The sequence below is a fragment of the Chryseobacterium sp. ZHDP1 genome, from assembly GCF_018603435.1.
Lineage (GTDB): Bacteria > Bacteroidota > Bacteroidia > Flavobacteriales > Weeksellaceae > Chryseobacterium > Chryseobacterium indicum.
In genome coordinates, this window is the sequence record NZ_CP075682.1 from 958,353 (window position 1) to 974,248 (window position 15,896).

Annotated in this window: 13 protein-coding genes; 2 read left to right on the forward strand and 11 right to left on the reverse strand. The window is 36.3% G+C overall.

Translation table 11 applies throughout. The features are described from left to right. Positions 1–8 precede the first annotated feature (8 nt). From KKI44_RS04365 to KKI44_RS04385, 5 genes are all read right to left on the reverse strand, one after another. Entirely contained in the window at positions 9–2,834 is a 2,826-nt protein-coding gene (locus tag KKI44_RS04365; RefSeq protein WP_214590004.1) for a TonB-dependent receptor, read from the reverse strand. A gap of 363 nt (positions 2,835–3,197) precedes the next feature. Continuing rightward, complete coding sequence (locus tag KKI44_RS04370) at positions 3,198–3,767, reverse strand: helix-turn-helix domain-containing protein (RefSeq protein ID WP_084196320.1); 570 nt, start codon at positions 3,765–3,767, stop codon at positions 3,198–3,200. Positions 3,768–4,369: 602 nt separating this feature from the next. Continuing rightward, positions 4,370–5,968: a glycoside hydrolase family 10 protein gene (locus tag KKI44_RS04375; RefSeq protein WP_317195189.1), complete on the reverse strand. Its 1,599-nt coding sequence runs from the start codon at positions 5,966–5,968 to the stop codon at positions 4,370–4,372. Positions 5,969–6,778: 810 nt separating this feature from the next. Then, positions 6,779–8,584: a translational GTPase TypA gene (gene typA, locus KKI44_RS04380; protein ID WP_214590006.1), complete on the reverse strand. Its 1,806-nt coding sequence runs from the start codon at positions 8,582–8,584 to the stop codon at positions 6,779–6,781. A gap of 208 nt (positions 8,585–8,792) precedes the next feature. Continuing rightward, complete coding sequence (locus KKI44_RS04385) at positions 8,793–9,401, reverse strand: hypothetical protein (protein ID WP_214590007.1); 609 nt, start codon at positions 9,399–9,401, stop codon at positions 8,793–8,795. Positions 9,402–9,562: 161 nt separating this feature from the next. Between KKI44_RS04385 and KKI44_RS04390 the strand changes: the two genes are divergently transcribed. Beyond that, positions 9,563–9,910: a winged helix-turn-helix transcriptional regulator gene (locus tag KKI44_RS04390; protein ID WP_214590008.1), complete on the forward strand. Its 348-nt coding sequence runs from the start codon at positions 9,563–9,565 to the stop codon at positions 9,908–9,910. Between the two features lie 209 nt (positions 9,911–10,119). Here the strand turns inward: KKI44_RS04390 and KKI44_RS04395 are convergent, their stop codons facing one another. The 3 genes from KKI44_RS04395 to KKI44_RS04405 form a co-directional block, all read right to left on the reverse strand. Further along, positions 10,120–11,646 (reverse strand): subtype B tannase, encoded by a 1,527-nt coding sequence (locus tag KKI44_RS04395; RefSeq protein WP_214590009.1) that lies wholly within the window; start codon positions 11,644–11,646, stop codon positions 10,120–10,122. Between the two features lie 366 nt (positions 11,647–12,012). Further along, positions 12,013–12,270 (reverse strand): DUF1294 domain-containing protein, encoded by a 258-nt coding sequence (locus tag KKI44_RS04400; protein WP_214590010.1) that lies wholly within the window; start codon positions 12,268–12,270, stop codon positions 12,013–12,015. A 54-nt stretch (positions 12,271–12,324) separates the two neighbouring features. Further along, positions 12,325–12,531 carry a bacteriocin-like protein gene (locus KKI44_RS04405; RefSeq protein WP_214590011.1) on the reverse strand — a complete coding sequence of 69 codons (207 nt, stop codon included), beginning with the start codon at positions 12,529–12,531 and terminating at the stop codon, positions 12,325–12,327. Positions 12,532–13,151: 620 nt separating this feature from the next. Between KKI44_RS04405 and KKI44_RS04410 the strand changes: the two genes are divergently transcribed. Continuing rightward, complete coding sequence (locus tag KKI44_RS04410; RefSeq protein WP_214590012.1) at positions 13,152–13,508, forward strand: hypothetical protein; 357 nt, start codon at positions 13,152–13,154, stop codon at positions 13,506–13,508. An 85-nt stretch (positions 13,509–13,593) separates the two neighbouring features. Here KKI44_RS04410 and KKI44_RS04415 read toward each other — a convergent pair whose 3' ends face one another. The 3 genes from KKI44_RS04415 to KKI44_RS04425 all read right to left on the reverse strand — a co-directional run bounded on the left by KKI44_RS04415 (position 13,594) and on the right by KKI44_RS04425 (position 15,895). Further along, positions 13,594–14,112: a cytidylate kinase family protein gene (locus KKI44_RS04415; RefSeq protein ID WP_214590013.1), complete on the reverse strand. Its 519-nt coding sequence runs from the start codon at positions 14,110–14,112 to the stop codon at positions 13,594–13,596. Positions 14,113–14,126: 14 nt separating this feature from the next. Next, the gene (locus tag KKI44_RS04420; RefSeq protein ID WP_214590014.1) at positions 14,127–15,002 is read right to left on the reverse strand and encodes a viperin family antiviral radical SAM protein; all 876 of its coding nucleotides are present in this window, start codon (positions 15,000–15,002) and stop codon (positions 14,127–14,129) included. A gap of 131 nt (positions 15,003–15,133) precedes the next feature. Beyond that, positions 15,134–15,895: a LytR/AlgR family response regulator transcription factor gene (locus tag KKI44_RS04425; RefSeq protein ID WP_214590015.1), complete on the reverse strand. Its 762-nt coding sequence runs from the start codon at positions 15,893–15,895 to the stop codon at positions 15,134–15,136. Position 15,896: the final 1 nt, after the last annotated feature.

Below are 15,896 nucleotides of genomic sequence, written 5' to 3' on the forward strand. Positions count from 1 at the left end.
TGATCCGGTTAGAAATTAAATTTTATTCCCAAATTGCATCTTACGCCGTAATATTCAACCTGTTCCGGTCGGGTTTCGTCTTTTCCAAAATGGTAAATAAGCGGTTTATTCAGAATATTATTCACATCCGCGTACAAAAGAATATGTTTGGTAAACTGATAAGAACCTCCGAAATCCAGACTGCTGTATTTTCCGTAATAAGAATCATTGATATCGTCTTCCGCATATTCCACAGCATATTTGCCTTTGTAATTGTATGCCAGTCTTGCGTTGAATCCTTTTTTCTCGAAAAACAACTGAACATTGTATAATTCTTTTGCCTGATAAGGAAGTTTTACTTTTCTTCCGCCTGGTTTTACCATTTCAGAATCCATAAAAGTGGCGTTAAGCTGTGTTCCGAAATACTGCAGGAAACCGGGTAAAAAATCGAATCTTCTGTTGATGCCCAATTCGATTCCGCTTAGTGAAGCTGCTTTTCCGTTATTTGGTGCGGTGAACTGTACGCCGTTTATTCCGTTGTAGTTTCCGATGAAAGAATCCTGAAAAATCGGGTCTGTAATAGATTTATAGAATACTCCCCCACTCAGAATTCCCACGTTTGAAAAATAGTACTCTCCCATCAGATCAAAATTCAGGGAATAGGTCGGATTCAGATTCGGGTTTCCGCCTTTGAATTCGTTGTCCGCTTCGCTGTATGTTCCTCCCGGCGTTAAATCTCCGAAATTGGGTCTGGAAAATGTTCTCGTGGCGGCAAAACGCAGATTTATTTTATCATTTAGAGCGTATTTAATATGCAGCATCGGCAAAACGGCAAGATATTTTTTTGTGTTTTCAACAGGAACAAGGGTATTATTGATTACATTATATCCTTTTACTTTGGTATTGGTATCTGATAATCTGATCCCTCCTAAAATGGTGATCTTACCATTCACTTTATACGTTCCCATTCCATAAGCATCGGCGTGTTTCTCAAAGACATCGAAATTTCTTCCGAGTGCTTTATTGTATTCCAGAGCTTCAGAATCGGCTGTATTGATCTTTAAATTTCCCTGATTCTGCAACCAGAACTGATCCATTCCCGATGTCGACAGAACAGGGCCGAACGTATTCCCGATGTGGGTGTTCATTTCGCTTAAATACTGAGAGCCATTTGCCTGACTCGTAATATATTGTCCAAAATCTGATAAAAGCGGTGCTGTTCCGTTGTTCCAGTTGTAGAAAATATCCGAGAATCTGGCGTTCCGTTCTTTATCCCTGTATTTGAAGCCGTATTTTAAGGTTAAACGGTCTGAGGCATTGATCTCATGGTTAAAAGCAGCGACAATCTTATCCTTTTCCTCAACAAAGACTTTGTAAAATTCCAGATCGGTAAATCTCATTTTGGAAGCATCCATTTTAAAATTGGGATCGCTGTAAAAGCCAAATAATGCGTCCGGATCTTTATAGTCTAATTTTCCGCCATCGGCTTTCCAGTAAGCTCTTGGACCGATTCCGTGATTGGCAATATAAGCCGGATCAATTCCCACTCCGGATTGGCTATACTTGATGACAAAATAGGAATTGTTCTGTTTATCCGGAATATTTCCGTACTTGAATTTATTGTCATAATACGATAGATCCCAGTCGATCTTCCCTTTGTTTAACTGATGAACTGCGCCTAAAGAAACCGAAGTTAATTCTGTAATCAGACGGTTACGGATGTTCTGCAATTCCACTCTTGCGGTGTTGTTGGCGGAACTGAATTTATCAAAACGGATTCTGTGTTTGTAGTGCGTTTCATCATCAGACAGCGTTCCGTACATTCCTTTAAGATAAAATGTGGTTTTTGGAGACAGCACATATTCAAAAGCAGTGTTAATTCCTGTCGTTTTTCTCACTCCGTTGTAATCGCGAAGCTCTAACCTGAAAACACCTTCGTCTCCGCTTCTTCTCGCTTCAAAATTATCGGTAGACCAGTTTCGGATGAAGTGTGCAAAATTGAATAAATACCCGAATTTTTTATCCTTTGTTCTTCCGCCGTAAAGCAGTCCGATGTTGTAGACTCCTTTATCAGATTTAGCATTGTAACCGCTTCCCAGTGTTGCTTTGAACTCGGTTTTCATGGGTGGTGTTTTCGTAATGAAATTCACGCCGCCTCCGATTCCGTCGGCTTCCATATCGGGAGTGAAAGATTTGTTCACATGAACATAAGAGATAAGTTCTGTCGGAAAAAAATCGAAAGCGGTTGCTCTGGAGGTGGTTTCCTCTTCCGCTGTGGGAAGCCTGTTTCCGTTGATGGTTGTTGATGCCCAGAAAGGCGGCAATCCTCTCAGAGAAACAAATCTTCCTTCGCCCTGATCTCTCTCTATGGAGACTCCCTGTACACGCTGAACGGTTTCCGCAGCATTTCGGTCCGGTAATTTTCCGATTCCGTCGGAAGCAATAACGTTGGAAATATTGATTGCGTTTTTCTGAAGATTTAAAGCTCTTGCCTCGCTGTTTTTCAGAGATCCGGTAACGATGACTTCATCAATGTTTTTCTGTTTCTGAAGCATGGAGATCATTCCCAGATCCATAGTCTGCTGAGACTTCAGATCTATTGTAATATTCTGATTTTCAAAACCAATATAAGAGATCTGCAGGTCATAATGCCCCGGTTTCAGATCATTGACGGAAAACTTTCCTTCTAAATCGGTCATGATGATTTTGGAGGTTCCGGCAACCTTTACGGCAGCTCCCGGAAGCGGCTGATTATGGTCTGAAACAATTCCTGTAACGATCTGTTGCTGGGCAGAGATAAAGATACTGCAACAGGCAAAAAGAGGGAATAGAGATTTTTTTATTATCGGCTCCATTGTTTACATATATTAAATTTATACCGCAAAACAAGTCAATAATTTTAATATATGTAATTATTTTATATTAAGTAATGTTTAATAAATGAAGCAGAATTGTTACCTCAGTTTTACCTGCAAAAAGTATCGTATTTTTCTTTTATAATGGAAAAATATGAGTGTTAATCAGTGTTTCAGAAGACGGAACACCATTTGCAATGCGTATTTGTTTAATAAAATTTTCAAAAAAACAAACGCTCAAAGATTAATTTAAAGTTAAATCAGAAGGATTGATAAAAAACAGAAAGTTGAGTATTTGTAAACTTTTATGAAAAACAATAATTGAATATTTGTAAATAAACAATTAAAAAAGAGATGTAAAATTTATCCTGAGTAAAAATACAAAACCAGCATAATGCAGCTTTCGTTACTGATGCTCACCGGAACATGCGGGAATTTTCCGTTGAAATAAAGGGAATCTCCTTCTTTTAATATCACTTCTTCATTATCGATCAGATATTTCACTTCTCCTTTCAGAATATATTTGAATTCCCATGCGTCGGTAATTACTTTTTCTCTTTTGGCATTGGGTTCAAGCGTAAGTAAAACCGCTTCAAAACCTAAAGAATGAAGGCTTTTGCTGAAGATATGCATGTATTTAAACCCTTCGGCTTCCACTTCTTTTTCAATAAGCTGCTGGTTTTCTTTGGGCAGATAAATGAATTTGGCGTTTGATTTTTTCTCAACCCCCTCAAAAAAATAACTTGCATCAATTTCCAGAGACTGGATTAAATCCAACAGCACGGGAAGCGAAGGAATCGTTCTGCCGTTTTCTATTCTGGAAACAAGCCCGTTGCTTACATTGGCTCTGAAAGCTAATTCGTTAATGGTTAAATTATTTTTTTTTCTGATGTCTTTCAGTCTTTTTCCAATGCCTATTAAAAAATCATTCATATCATTTACAGTTAGCCAGATCCGGTTATTATATGCAAAAGCAAATTTACTATATTAAATGACAATTCTTCTCAACTATCCGGAATTTGGGGGAAATTTAACCACAAAAGGCGCAAAAGATAATGATAAAGCTCAATTTCACAATAATTAAAGAACTCAAAAAGCATAAAAATCAAAGATTTTTAAAAACTAATGTGTTCTTGCATATGATACGCTGATTATTTAAAATCTTATGTGACTTATGTGTTTGAAAAAAAATCTTACATTAAATCTTCAACACTGTCATTTTGAGCGAAACGAAGTGGAGCCGAAAAATCTAAAATAACTTCAGACTAGAGATTCTTCATTGCATAATGCTTCGCAAAATTCCATTCAGAATGACAGTTTTTTTTAGATATAACACATAAGGTCACATAAGTTTTTTTACATTAATTTCTTTAAAATAAGATCACATAAGAAGAAAATCAAAGATTTTCAAAAACCAATGTGTTCTGATATAAAGTGTAAAAATTATTTAAAATCTTTTGTGACTTTGTGGTTAAAATAAAAAACCCAGCAGCCTGTTTAAGACTGCTGAGTTTATTTATCTGTATTTATTAAAATTACTTTATTTTCTTGGCGATATAATCGCTTTCATTTCCTAATCGGTCAATTGCTTTGATCGCCACTGCATTCAGTACTTTTCCGTCTTTATTTTTAGGAATTTCTCTGGAAAGCTGATCCAGTGTAAGAATTTCGGTTTCCCAGACTCCGTTGTACTGGGTGAAAAGCACCCATTGAAAAACATCTTTTATATTCTTTACGCTCCAGCTTACCTGCGCAGAATTTCCATTATCATTAATGAACAAAGTCGGGGTCTGCAGAGGGACGGCTTTTATCCACGATGTTTTAGGAACCAATGCTTTTTCTTTATAAGGACCGTTTTTCAGGGTGGGAAGCATATTGGCATTTTTGGTTAATCCGGCAATACTCCAGTGGATTTCCCCTGCATCTTTCCCTAACACCTGACGTGATATTTCGATCTGATTTTTAATTTCTGTCGGACGGTCTGAAGTTTTAATTTCTACCGTATTCAAGCCCGGCCACAGATGTCGGTTCATGGTGTTTTCAGATTTCCACCAGTTCAATAAGCCTTCAAACGGCTGTCCTTTCGATTCTATCGGCCAGTACAACTGTGGCGAGAAATAATCTACCCAGCCTTTATTTAACCATAATTTAGCATCTGCATACAGCTCATCATACTGAGAAGAACCAACCACACCTTCCGGATAACCGGGTTTCCAGATCCCGAACGGACTGATCCCGAATCGTACATAGTTCTTTTCTGCGTGGATTTCTTTGTAGATTCTTTCAACAAATTTATTCACATTATCTCTTCTCCAGTCGGCTCTCGTTAAGGTTCCTCCGCTGCTTACGTACGCATTCCAGGTTTTATTGTCCGGAAAATCGGCTCCTTTATTATAGGTTGCGTAAGGATAAAAATAGTCATCAAAATGCACGGCATCAATATCATATCTCGTTACGATATCTTTTACCACGTTCGAAACGTGTCCCTGCGTTTTCGGATCAGCCGGATCAAACCAGTACATTCCGTTTTTCAGGCGGATAACGATATCGGAAAGCTTATTCACCATAGATAAACTGTTGGGCGAGCCTCCGTTCGAATGATGGGCGCGGTACGGATTCAGCCACACATGAAGTTCCAGTCCTCTCTTGTGGGATTCTTCAATCCAGAACTGCAAAGGATCATAATTCGGATAAGGAGCGGCTCCGGTCTGTCCGGTCAGGAAATACGACCAAGGTTCCAGATTACTGGTGTACAAAGCATCTGCGGAAGGTCTTACCTGAAAAATCACCGCATTAAAGTTGTTGTCTTTCAGCATATCCAGCATGGAAATGGCTTCTGCCTTCTGCTGATCGACGGATAAATTATTTCTTGAAGGCCAGTTGATATTGGCAACACTTGCAATCCATGCTCCGCGAAATTCTCTTTTGATTTCCGGGAGATTGGTTCGGAAAGTGTCGTCATTCGGAGGTACTGCCGAAGAATCTGTACTGGTTATGGGAAGCGGCGGTTTCGGTATATTGGATTTTACGGAATTTTTTACAGGAGTGGAAGCTTTCACTGCGTTGTTCTGTGTGGAACAGGCAACAAATGATGTAAAAAATCCCGATAAAACGATCATTTTTAGGGTATTCATTTTCATAGTCTGCAAAACTACATTAATTTATTTTGTTGATTTTAAATTACAATAATAAAATGAATTATTTGGACTTTGATTTAAAATTACTGATGCTTTAACGCAAAGTTTTTTTGACTATTGACTGCTTTTAAGTTTGCGAAGGCGTTTCACTCAGGTAAACTCTAAAAGATTTCCTTACTTATAAGTTTGTTTAGAGTCATTTTAAAAAGTTGTTTAAAGTAAAATGGCAGAAAATTCTATAGAGTTTTTATTTGTATAGAAAACATATTCACAAGGCGTTCTGCGTTCCGTAGGAACGCTATCTTTAGAAAATTTATCGCAGTATAGATATCAATCCTATGGATTGATTGACGGATTTATTCTTGTTTCTACACAGATTCTGCTCCTAAAGGAGCAAACTCTTTTACTTTAAACAGCTTCTAAATTTTACCGCAAAAGACAAAAGACTTTATTGGATTTATTCAAAGCATTTCAAAAGTATGCAGAGAGAAAAAATCTTTAGATTTTTTTAAACTTATGTGCTCTTTTTTTCCCATTTAATTATTAAACTTAAACAATTACAGTGTTACAATCTTTTGCATCTTTTGCGGTAAAAAAGTTTAGACAAGTTTTATATTAATTTTGACCAAAGCCAGAACTTTTACCGAATATTTAAAGCAAGTAAAATCCATACCATTTTGATTAATTTCTAAAAAGATTCTTCATTTCATAATGCTTCGCAAAATTCCATTCAGAATGACAGATTGAATTTTAATTTAAAACAAAAAAGCCCCGAAAAACCGGAGCTTTATTATTATAAAAACTGAATTAAGCTTTAGCCGCTCTTTCCACTTTTTTTCTGTCTTCTTCAGAAAGCAATTTCTTTCTCATACGGATGAAGTTCGGAGTTACCTCAATCGCTTCATCACTCTGGATATATTCCATACATTCTTCAAGAGAGAATAAGATCTTCGGAGCAACGCCTGTATCTTTATCTTTACCTGCGGCTCTCATGTTGTTCAGCTGCTTCGCTTCCACGATGTTTACCACAAGGTCACCCGGTTTGTTCTGCTCACCGATGATCATTCCTGCGTAGATTTCCTCTCCCGGATCTACGAAGAACTTGCCTCTGTCCTGTAGTTTGTTGATGGAATATTCTGTAGCCGGTCCTTGCGTTTTGCTGATCAACACCCCGTTGTTTCTTCCCGGAATAGCTCCTTTGAAAGGCTTGTATTCTGTAAAACGGTGTGCCATGATCGCTTCTCCCGCAGTCGCGGTTAACATCTGAGAACGCAATCCGATCAGACCTCTTGAAGGAATTTCGAATTCCATGTGCTGCATCTCCCCTTTGGTTTCCATGATGTGAAGGTCTCCTTTTCTCTGGGTAGCAAGGTCGATTACTCTTGAAGCATATTCTTCAGGAACGTCTACTACCAAAGATTCGTAAGGCTCACAGCTTACTCCGTCGATTTCTCTAAGGATTACCTGTGGCTGACCGATCGTCATTTCATATCCTTCTCTTCTCATGGTTTCGATAAGAACTGATAAGTGAAGAATACCTCTACCGAAAACAAGGAAGGTATTGGCATCGTCGGTCTGCTGAACTCTTAATGCTAAGTTTTTCTCTAATTCTTTGGTTAATCTTTCTTTTAAGTGGTTAGACGTTACATATTTACCGTCTTTCCCGAAGAAAGGTGAATTGTTGATGGAGAACGTCATGTTCAGCGTAGGCTCGTCAATTGCCGTTCTTTCCAATGGCTCAGGATTTTCAAGATCTACGAAAGAATCTCCGATCTGGAACGCGTCGAAACCTACCACAGCACAGATATCTCCTGCCTGAACTTCAGTTACTTTTTTCTTTCCTAAACCTTCGAAAACGTATAATTCTTTTACTTTTCCTTTTGCTATTTTTCCGTCTGCCTGAGCAAGACCGATCCACTGAGATTCTTTAATTTCCCCTCTCGTTACTTTTCCGATTGCGATTCTTCCTAAGAAAGAAGAATAATCAAGAGAAGTAATCTGCATCTGAAGGGTACCTTCTGTAACTTTCGGTGCAGGAACGTACTGTAAAATACCATCCAGTAATGGTAAAATATCTTCCGTCTGCTCTAATGAAGTGTTGAACCATCCCTGTTTAGAAGAACCGTAGAACGTTGGGAAATCCAATTGCTCTTCAGTAGCATCCAGGTTGAAGAAAAGATCGAATACCTGATCGTGAACCTCATCCGGACGGCAGTTTGGCTTATCTACTTTATTGATTACCACCAATGGTCTTAAACCAAGCTCCAAAGCTTTCTGAAGTACGAATCTTGTCTGTGGCATTGGTCCTTCGAACGCATCCACCAACAAAATTACCCCGTCTGCCATTTTAAGTACTCTTTCTACCTCTCCTCCGAAATCGGCGTGACCCGGTGTATCAATTACGTTAATTTTCGTGTCTTTATAAGTAACAGAAATATTCTTGGATAAGATCGTGATCCCTCTTTCTCTTTCAAGATCGTTGTTATCCATAATTAACTCCCCACTCTCCTGATTTTCTCTGAAAATGTTGGTAGCGTGGATGATCTTGTCGACCAAAGTAGTCTTACCGTGGTCAACGTGTGCGATAATCGCAATATTTCTAATGTTTTGCATATAAGATTTTTACGGGTGCAAAAATAGTGATTTTTAATGAAATATTCACCAATAACTTTTGATAATTAACAAATTCATAATGAGGAATTTAAATATTAGCATCTAAAAAAATCCTCATAATTAGAAATATTATGTCAAGTTTTGTGGTTGTGCACAAATATATTTGCTCAAAGAAATTCTGTAAGCATAGAGGATTTAAATATTTACACTAAAGTCGTGTATCGTTTGATTTAATGATAGCGTCTATCAAGCCTTCAAGCCATTCCTGATGACCATTTATCATTGGATTTGGCTTTTGTTTAGCCAATTGCTGCGCAGGCTTACCAATTTGACTTTCCTGAGTGAGAATGCGTACTCTGTTACCCGGCAGATCTTCGATAAGCCACGCGTGGATTACGTCCAACCGAGTCTCTTCATCACCTTCTGCCCAACCATGCCAAGCTAGTCTTGCAGGTTCATTTTCTGAAGGAGGCACAAACTCGGTAACTTGAGCCTCTATCGGAAAACCAAAAGTCTTGAATCGGAAGCGTACATCATGATACAATTCATTATCGCCAGCTTTTAAAAATTCAATATCTGAAGAATTGGAGTAATAGGTTGGCCAAGTAAACGGATTAGTAAGGTAAGGCCAAACCTCAGAGGCGGTTATATCTTTTACGATCACCTCATTTGAACAGTAATTGTCTGTTGTGCCCGGAGTATATTTTTCCGGCCATATTATAGCATTTTGCTTCATTGTATATGATTTATATTGAGTAAGTTGTTTTAATAAAAAGTCACCGCTAAAATTAATATTGAAAAATATTCCTGCCTGCAAAAATTTAAAAATTTTACAATTATAAATATCTTTTAATATAAAAAGAATCTCTTTAAATTGATATTACATCTGTTTAATAACTAACTAAAGTAATTATAGTTGCAAAATTATTAATAGTTATCTATTTTTGCAAGAACTATCAAAATTGATATGTAAAAACAATGGGAAAAAACATAGAAGTTGAAGGAAAATATTATCCTTGTACAATAAGTCTCGCAATGGATTTAGTCGGTGGAAAATGGAAAGCTGTTATCTTATATCATCTTAAAGACGGAGACAAACGTTTTAATGAACTGCGAAAAGAAATTGAAGTAATTACAGAGATGACACTCAGTTTACAGTTAAAAAATTTAGAATCAGACGGTTTAATATCTAGAACTGTAGATGGAGATAAAGCTCCGGTAAAAGTATTCTACAGTCTGACTCAATTTGGCAGAACGTTTATTCCTGCTTTGGATGTTATTAATAAATGGGGACATTATGTAGCCGAAAAGAAAAACAAATCATAGATGATTCGTTATCGCTAAATACTTGGAAAAAAATGAAGAAATAATTTGCGGGTTTTCGTTTCGCAGTATTTGAAAGTTAGTGAAACAAATGAGTCCTTTTTAGAATTTAATAAAAAATCTTCGGAAAATTAATATTTCTAATAATACTTTCCGAAGACACAAACGAATTGCTCCTAATAATCAAAAGAGTTTAAAATTCTATCTATTTTTTATTTGGAAATCTGATCTATCCACTGGAAAAGCTCATCCAAATCGTAATCTCCACTATGAGGTTTGTCCCAAGGCAATGCATAGTCTACGTGATAGCCTTGGTTTGCAAGTCTCACAGCTAAAATAGCAGAAATCGCCAAACCTGTATCTTTATCTTTTGAACCGTGACGAATTCTCCAATATTTTGCTGTTTTTGTATGAGCATCCCCGATATAATTCATAGGATTCATCATTTTTACAATTTGTTTATCTGCTATCACTGCATTACTTACGGTACTATTTTTTAAGCTATATTCCGTAAAATGTTTTGCATTAAAACTTTCTGTTCCAAACTCTGTATTTTCTGCTGCTGATAAATCCAGTGCATCAAAAGCAGGTGGTGTTTTTTGTCTTTGCATATAGCGTACATACTCATCCCAATTAATGTCTGTTATTATTCCGTTTTTTATGATAAGAAAGGATTTTCCGGAAAGATCAGTTCCTGCCTTTAATGCGACATGGGCTGATACAATTACTTTTGCCTTCAAAAACTCTTTGAAAGAACCATTTCCACTATTATCTAATGTGAGGAGGTTTCCCTTTTCATCTTTAAGTTTCAGAGAATTGATATAGGCAGGAAATGTGTTTTTTAACTCCAATGAGACTTTCTGCTGCCTTTCACTCAAAGTTTCTGTAGCTGTATCGGCTTGAGGTCCAAAGAGTCCTCCTTTTTTATAATCATTTACCCCGAAAAACTGCCATTCATAAGCAGCGTCTGCGTGATCCAAATTGGTAATTGGGCAGTAATCAGAGGAGGCATAAATAGCATCGCTGGTTTCTGCTGCTCCTATTTCTTTCAGGTAAGGCAAATAATCAGGGTTATCTCCGGTAGCTCCCAATAAAGCTGACATGGCACCACCAGCACTGGTTCCATTGGAAATAATTTTGTCGGCATTGCCCGGCATTTCGCGGTCGTTTAGTTTAAGATAACGAATGGCAGCCTTTAAATCGACCAGCCCGGCAGGTGCTTTCCCATAGTATTTGCCATCTTTATTTTTATTCGTGCGCCCTCTTGCTCCCGCAGAAGCTACTACATAGCCATGAGCCAAGGCTTTTAAGATGGTATTTTCTTTTTTGTCTTCAAAACCGCCCTGTGGTCTTTGCTGGTTATTATCGTTTGCCACACCGCCATTAATCGGAGGTCTAAAATTGTTTGACTTTGTAGATCCTGGTTCAGCAGGCATATAACCACCTACCTGGTTAGGGAAAAATATAGGGGCATTTTGGGCATTGTATCCATTAATACTTTTATTTCTGTAATATTCTTCAGGAACATAGAAATTAAGAACCTGATAGGTTGTGTCTACAGGTTTTCCCACATAAACAATTTTCTCAAAAGCTCTTACGCGGATTTCTTTACCATTGTAAGTAAGAGTTTGAATCTCGTATTTGCCGGGATTAAAATTTAAGCCCGAACCGGCTTTCCTTTCTTGTGCGCAAGAGAATAGCGATATAAAACAGAAAAGACCAACTATCGTATTTCTCATATGATATTATCTTAAGCTAATGTTATTTCTTTATTAGTAATTTTATTGCAAAAGTTCTTCTGAAATGGAATGAACATCGAAATCTGAATATTGTAACAGAAATCAATCTGCTCTTAGAATAAATATTCTTCTTTTATTCTTTTCTCCATTTCTATTGAGCAAAAATATTTGTTTCGGTAATTTAAATAAGAAAAATGTTGTGAAATGATTTATTTCTGGGATAATATATAAATTTTTAAAATTTACTCATCAAAAAAGGTTCGGGATAAAAAGTGAACTTTCTACTTTAAATGCAGAATGTGACCACAAAATATTCTCTTAGGGATTAACATATTAGTCATAAAATCTGTATATTTTTCTTCCTTTTTAGAAAGCATTTTCAAAAAGGTAAATGAAAACTACCTGAATTAAAACAATGCATCCGAATTTTAATACAAATGAAGTCTTTGAAATTTTATGCCTGAAGATCACCATTGCCAGAAAAGCCCCCAGAGTTCCGCCGAAAAAAGAAACCGCCAGAAGTTTTTTTTCGGAAATTCTCCGCTCGTGTTTTTCTGCCTTTCTCTTGTCTGCTCTGTAAATGATGAAACTGAAAAAATTGATTGCCAATAAAAAATAAAACATAGGCAAATCTAAAATAAAAAAAGGCTGTCTCAAAAGGCAGCCTCTTTTTTTTATTTATACACATAAAGTATATTCGCAAGGATCCTGCGGAGGAGCTTCTCCACAAATAATATCAAAAGTACCGCAGTTACTTGATGACCCTCCATTCCATCCCCACTGAACAACGCATGTATTTGGATCTTTACATCTTACCATACCTTTAATGATACCTCCCTGAATAGATTTCATCGCATTTCTTGAAACCTTTTTTAGATTTTTCATGATATATTTTTTATAGTTTGAGGGATAAAAATATAAAAAAACATTAGATCTGCAAAATATTTCAACATTTATTGAATAAAAATTTTTAGTGGACTGATTTTAAAGATTTAATCATAATAACCGTCATTTTTAACTACAAATTTTAAATGTAAAGTCCGTGTTTTCAGAATTAACATTTTAAACAAAACAAAAAAGCAGATTTCATCTGCCATTAAAGCAAACGCTTCATCAGTCGTATCTTATGGAAATACCCTGTTCTGCTTCTCGACAATAATATATTTTCTTTGCTTTTAATAATTGTAAATATTAAACTTTTTAACTAATTTCAGAATTAACCGCAAAAGGGACAAAAGATAATGGCAAAGAGAATTTCAAGAATAATCAAAGCGCTCAAATGAATAAAAATCAAAGATTTTTAAAAACTATGGTGAGCTTTTTCATTTATAATGATCAGCTTTAAATAAAAAATTTAGTAGATCTTTTGTACCTTTTGCGGTTAAATAAAAGTTTAAACTGACTTATTAGCTTTTATTAATACAGAACCTTTTTAAAAGTTTAAATAAATTCTTTTATAAAATTTCATATTAGTCCTACATTTGCACAATTTATTAATAGAACTAATGACAGTACAGGATTTAGCAGGAAGCTATTCTATTCAGGGAAGCAATCAGGAAGAGTCTGCGGAAGTTTCTTATTACGGGATTCTCACGCTGTCCCTCGACGAAAACCAACGCATTATGGCTGAGTGGATGATTGGGGATCATCTGCAGCAAGGCACCGGTTTTTATAAAGACGGGATTCTGGTCATCAACTTCCGTTATGAAGGGGAAGATCTTAACATCTACAAGGGTGTGGCGGTTTACCGCTGTATCAGCAAAGACATTCTGGATGGTTTCTGGTCTGAGAAACATGGCGATCCGAGGTTTCTGGGCAATGAATACTGTGTGAGGATTTTTGGATCGGAGGTGCTGAATTGAGCTTCATTTTTATGATGTAAATATAAAAGCAGCTGTCCCAAAAGTCAAATTGACTTTTGGGACAGCATTATTAATTACTCAGCAGTTAACTTCTGATCTCAGACAGAATAATATCTACAATTTCCTGAGGCGTTATTTTGTTGTTGATAGTAACGACCAGATCATAGTGTGATTCTAAAGTATAATTGATATCATACGCATTTTTAAATTGTTTCTTAAAGGCATTGTTTCTTTCAGAAATCGTTTTTGAAGATTCATCAGCTCTTTCATATTTTCTGAGTCTTTCTGACGCATCTTCTTCAGAAATTTTAAGAAAAACATGAAAAGCATTGCTTATAAATTTAAATCCTAAACGATAATCAATAATTAAATGTTCATTTTTATTACATTCACAAGCGAATTCCAAGTCAATTTCTTTATCAATTTCCGGATTTTCAGTACACCTTCGCTGAAATTCAACAATACTTACTCCTTCATTCTCTGCCCTCTTGCGAATTAAATTCCCTAAAGAAATAAACTGATATCCTAATTGTTCTGCCAGTAATTTTCCTACTGTACTTTTCCCGGAAGCTACTTCACCGGATAATGTAATTTTTGTTTTCATATAATTTTTAAGTATTAATCCCATTGATATAATCCTCCTCTGTCTAAAAAGTTTTTATAGCTGTAATCCATCTCATCATAAGCTTTTTTAGCCCCTGCTTCCAATATTGGTCTGCTGTATTCCTGAAAGCCTTTCTTATTGGTAAAAAACCTTCCGGCAGGATCTATCATCACATAGCTGTCTTTCATTTCAGAATTATCTTCAGAAACCAATATTCCACGATCTTTCAAAAACTGATGGTTCGCTATAAAATGATTGAACTGCTGTTTATTGATCATAAATTCTTCAATATGTTCATCATTCTCCCCTTTCATCGGCAGAACCTGAAATACCTTCCAGCGTTTTGGCTGAGCATAAAGAATCAGATCCATTAAAGACTCATTGTAATTCAGATAATGGACTACTGTATTGATTTTTAATTGAAAACCATACTTTTTAATTTCATCAATCATCAATTTATAGGTCTCCGCAGGTAACGGCTCCTTTCCTTTAAAAGCTCTTCCAGACTTAATATTGGTTTCATCATTCAGACTGTCAATACTTAGAATGATCCAGTCCAGATTCTTCTGGTTTTTCTTAAAAAATGCTTCATTTAGATTAGTCCCGTTTGTCACCAGCATTGTAGTCATCCCTGCTTCTTTTGCTGTAGCAATAAGATCTGAAATCCATGGACATATTGTAGGCTCTCCTCCTGCAAAGGTTATTTTTTTAAAGCCCATTCCGGCAATCTGCTTTATCAGTTCCAGAGACTGTTCTTTAGGCAGATGTCCCTTAGGAAGTATTTTTTTAGCCTCCTGAAATGTTGCAAAACAGAATCTGCATTTCATATTACAGGGTTCCCAGAGATGATAATTAACGGAAGGAATTATTCCTTCAAAAGATGTTTCCATTGTTTGTTTTAATAATTATTTATTGTACAGGAGTATCAACAAAAAAACATCCGGAAAACAAAAAAATGCGTTTCCGGAAAACATCATCGGAAACGCAGGAATAAAAGCTTTTTTTTGAGGAATAAGTGCGGTTAGCCCAAAAGTTTTTTTATGTCATTCTGATAATTTTCTGACACAGGCAGGTAATGACATTTTGTCTTGTTTTTATCATCAAATACAATGATTTCTACGTGCTCATCTTTTTTATGATAACACTGAATGTATTTTTTATTGACTCTGAAAGATTTATGAATCGTTATAAACTGGCTTTTCATCAGTCCTTTATCTTCCATTTTCGAAAAGGAAAAATCAATAAGATTCTCTGTTTTCCGGTTAATGAAATGAATCTGCTTGTTGTTGGATTCGGAGCCGGAAGACTTATCTGCGCTTAAATAGACGATATCATCAATCAGAACCCTGTTTCTTTTTGTTTTATTAAAATCCAGATAAACGTATTGAAGACTAGAAAACAAATACACTTCCTGTAAGAACCTTTTAAAACTTTTAACCAATTTTTCTTCGGTAAAAGGCTTGGTAATATGATCTACACAAATCCCGGAATCGCGCTTCAGATTCTCAATATCTCCGATGTATTCTCTGGTATTGGCACTTGCAAAGAACACCGGAATCCCGATTTCCTGCGCCACTTCCATTCCCGTCATGCTGTCGCTGCCCAGATCCAGATCCGCCAGCAAAATATCCGGCTTTATCGTTTTCAGTTCCTCAAAAAAATGATCTGAACTGCTGCTTTTTAAAACAATCTGAACATTGGGAATATGCTGAAGATACAGCTCCAGTTTTTCCAATTGTTTGGGGCTGTCTTCCAGAATGGCGATGTGGTAGGTGTGGTGCATT

What these genes read in the sequence shown, in the direction of transcription:
- KKI44_RS04365 (WP_214590004.1), bottom strand. Translation starts at nt 2,834, where the DNA reads ATGGAGCCGATAATAAAAAAATCTCTATTCCCTCTTTTTGCCTGTTGC.
- KKI44_RS04370 (WP_084196320.1), bottom strand. Translation starts at nt 3,767, where the DNA reads ATGAATGATTTTTTAATAGGCATTGGAAAAAGACTGAAAGACATCAGA.
- KKI44_RS04375 (WP_317195189.1), bottom strand. Translation starts at nt 5,968, where the DNA reads ATGAATACCCTAAAAATGATCGTTTTATCGGGATTTTTTACATCATTT.
- typA (WP_214590006.1), bottom strand. Translation starts at nt 8,584, where the DNA reads ATGCAAAACATTAGAAATATTGCGATTATCGCACACGTTGACCACGGT.
- KKI44_RS04390 (WP_214590008.1), top strand. Translation starts at nt 9,563, where the DNA reads ATGGGAAAAAACATAGAAGTTGAAGGAAAATATTATCCTTGTACAATA.
- KKI44_RS04395 (WP_214590009.1), bottom strand. Translation starts at nt 11,646, where the DNA reads ATGAGAAATACGATAGTTGGTCTTTTCTGTTTTATATCGCTATTCTCT.
- KKI44_RS04400 (WP_214590010.1), bottom strand. Translation starts at nt 12,270, where the DNA reads ATGTTTTATTTTTTATTGGCAATCAATTTTTTCAGTTTCATCATTTAC.
- KKI44_RS04405 (WP_214590011.1), bottom strand. Translation starts at nt 12,531, where the DNA reads ATGAAAAATCTAAAAAAGGTTTCAAGAAATGCGATGAAATCTATTCAG.
- KKI44_RS04410 (WP_214590012.1), top strand. Translation starts at nt 13,152, where the DNA reads ATGACAGTACAGGATTTAGCAGGAAGCTATTCTATTCAGGGAAGCAAT.
- KKI44_RS04415 (WP_214590013.1), bottom strand. Translation starts at nt 14,112, where the DNA reads ATGAAAACAAAAATTACATTATCCGGTGAAGTAGCTTCCGGGAAAAGT.
- KKI44_RS04420 (WP_214590014.1), bottom strand. Translation starts at nt 15,002, where the DNA reads ATGGAAACATCTTTTGAAGGAATAATTCCTTCCGTTAATTATCATCTC.
- KKI44_RS04425 (WP_214590015.1), bottom strand. Translation starts at nt 15,895, where the DNA reads ATGCACCACACCTACCACATCGCCATTCTGGAAGACAGCCCCAAACAA.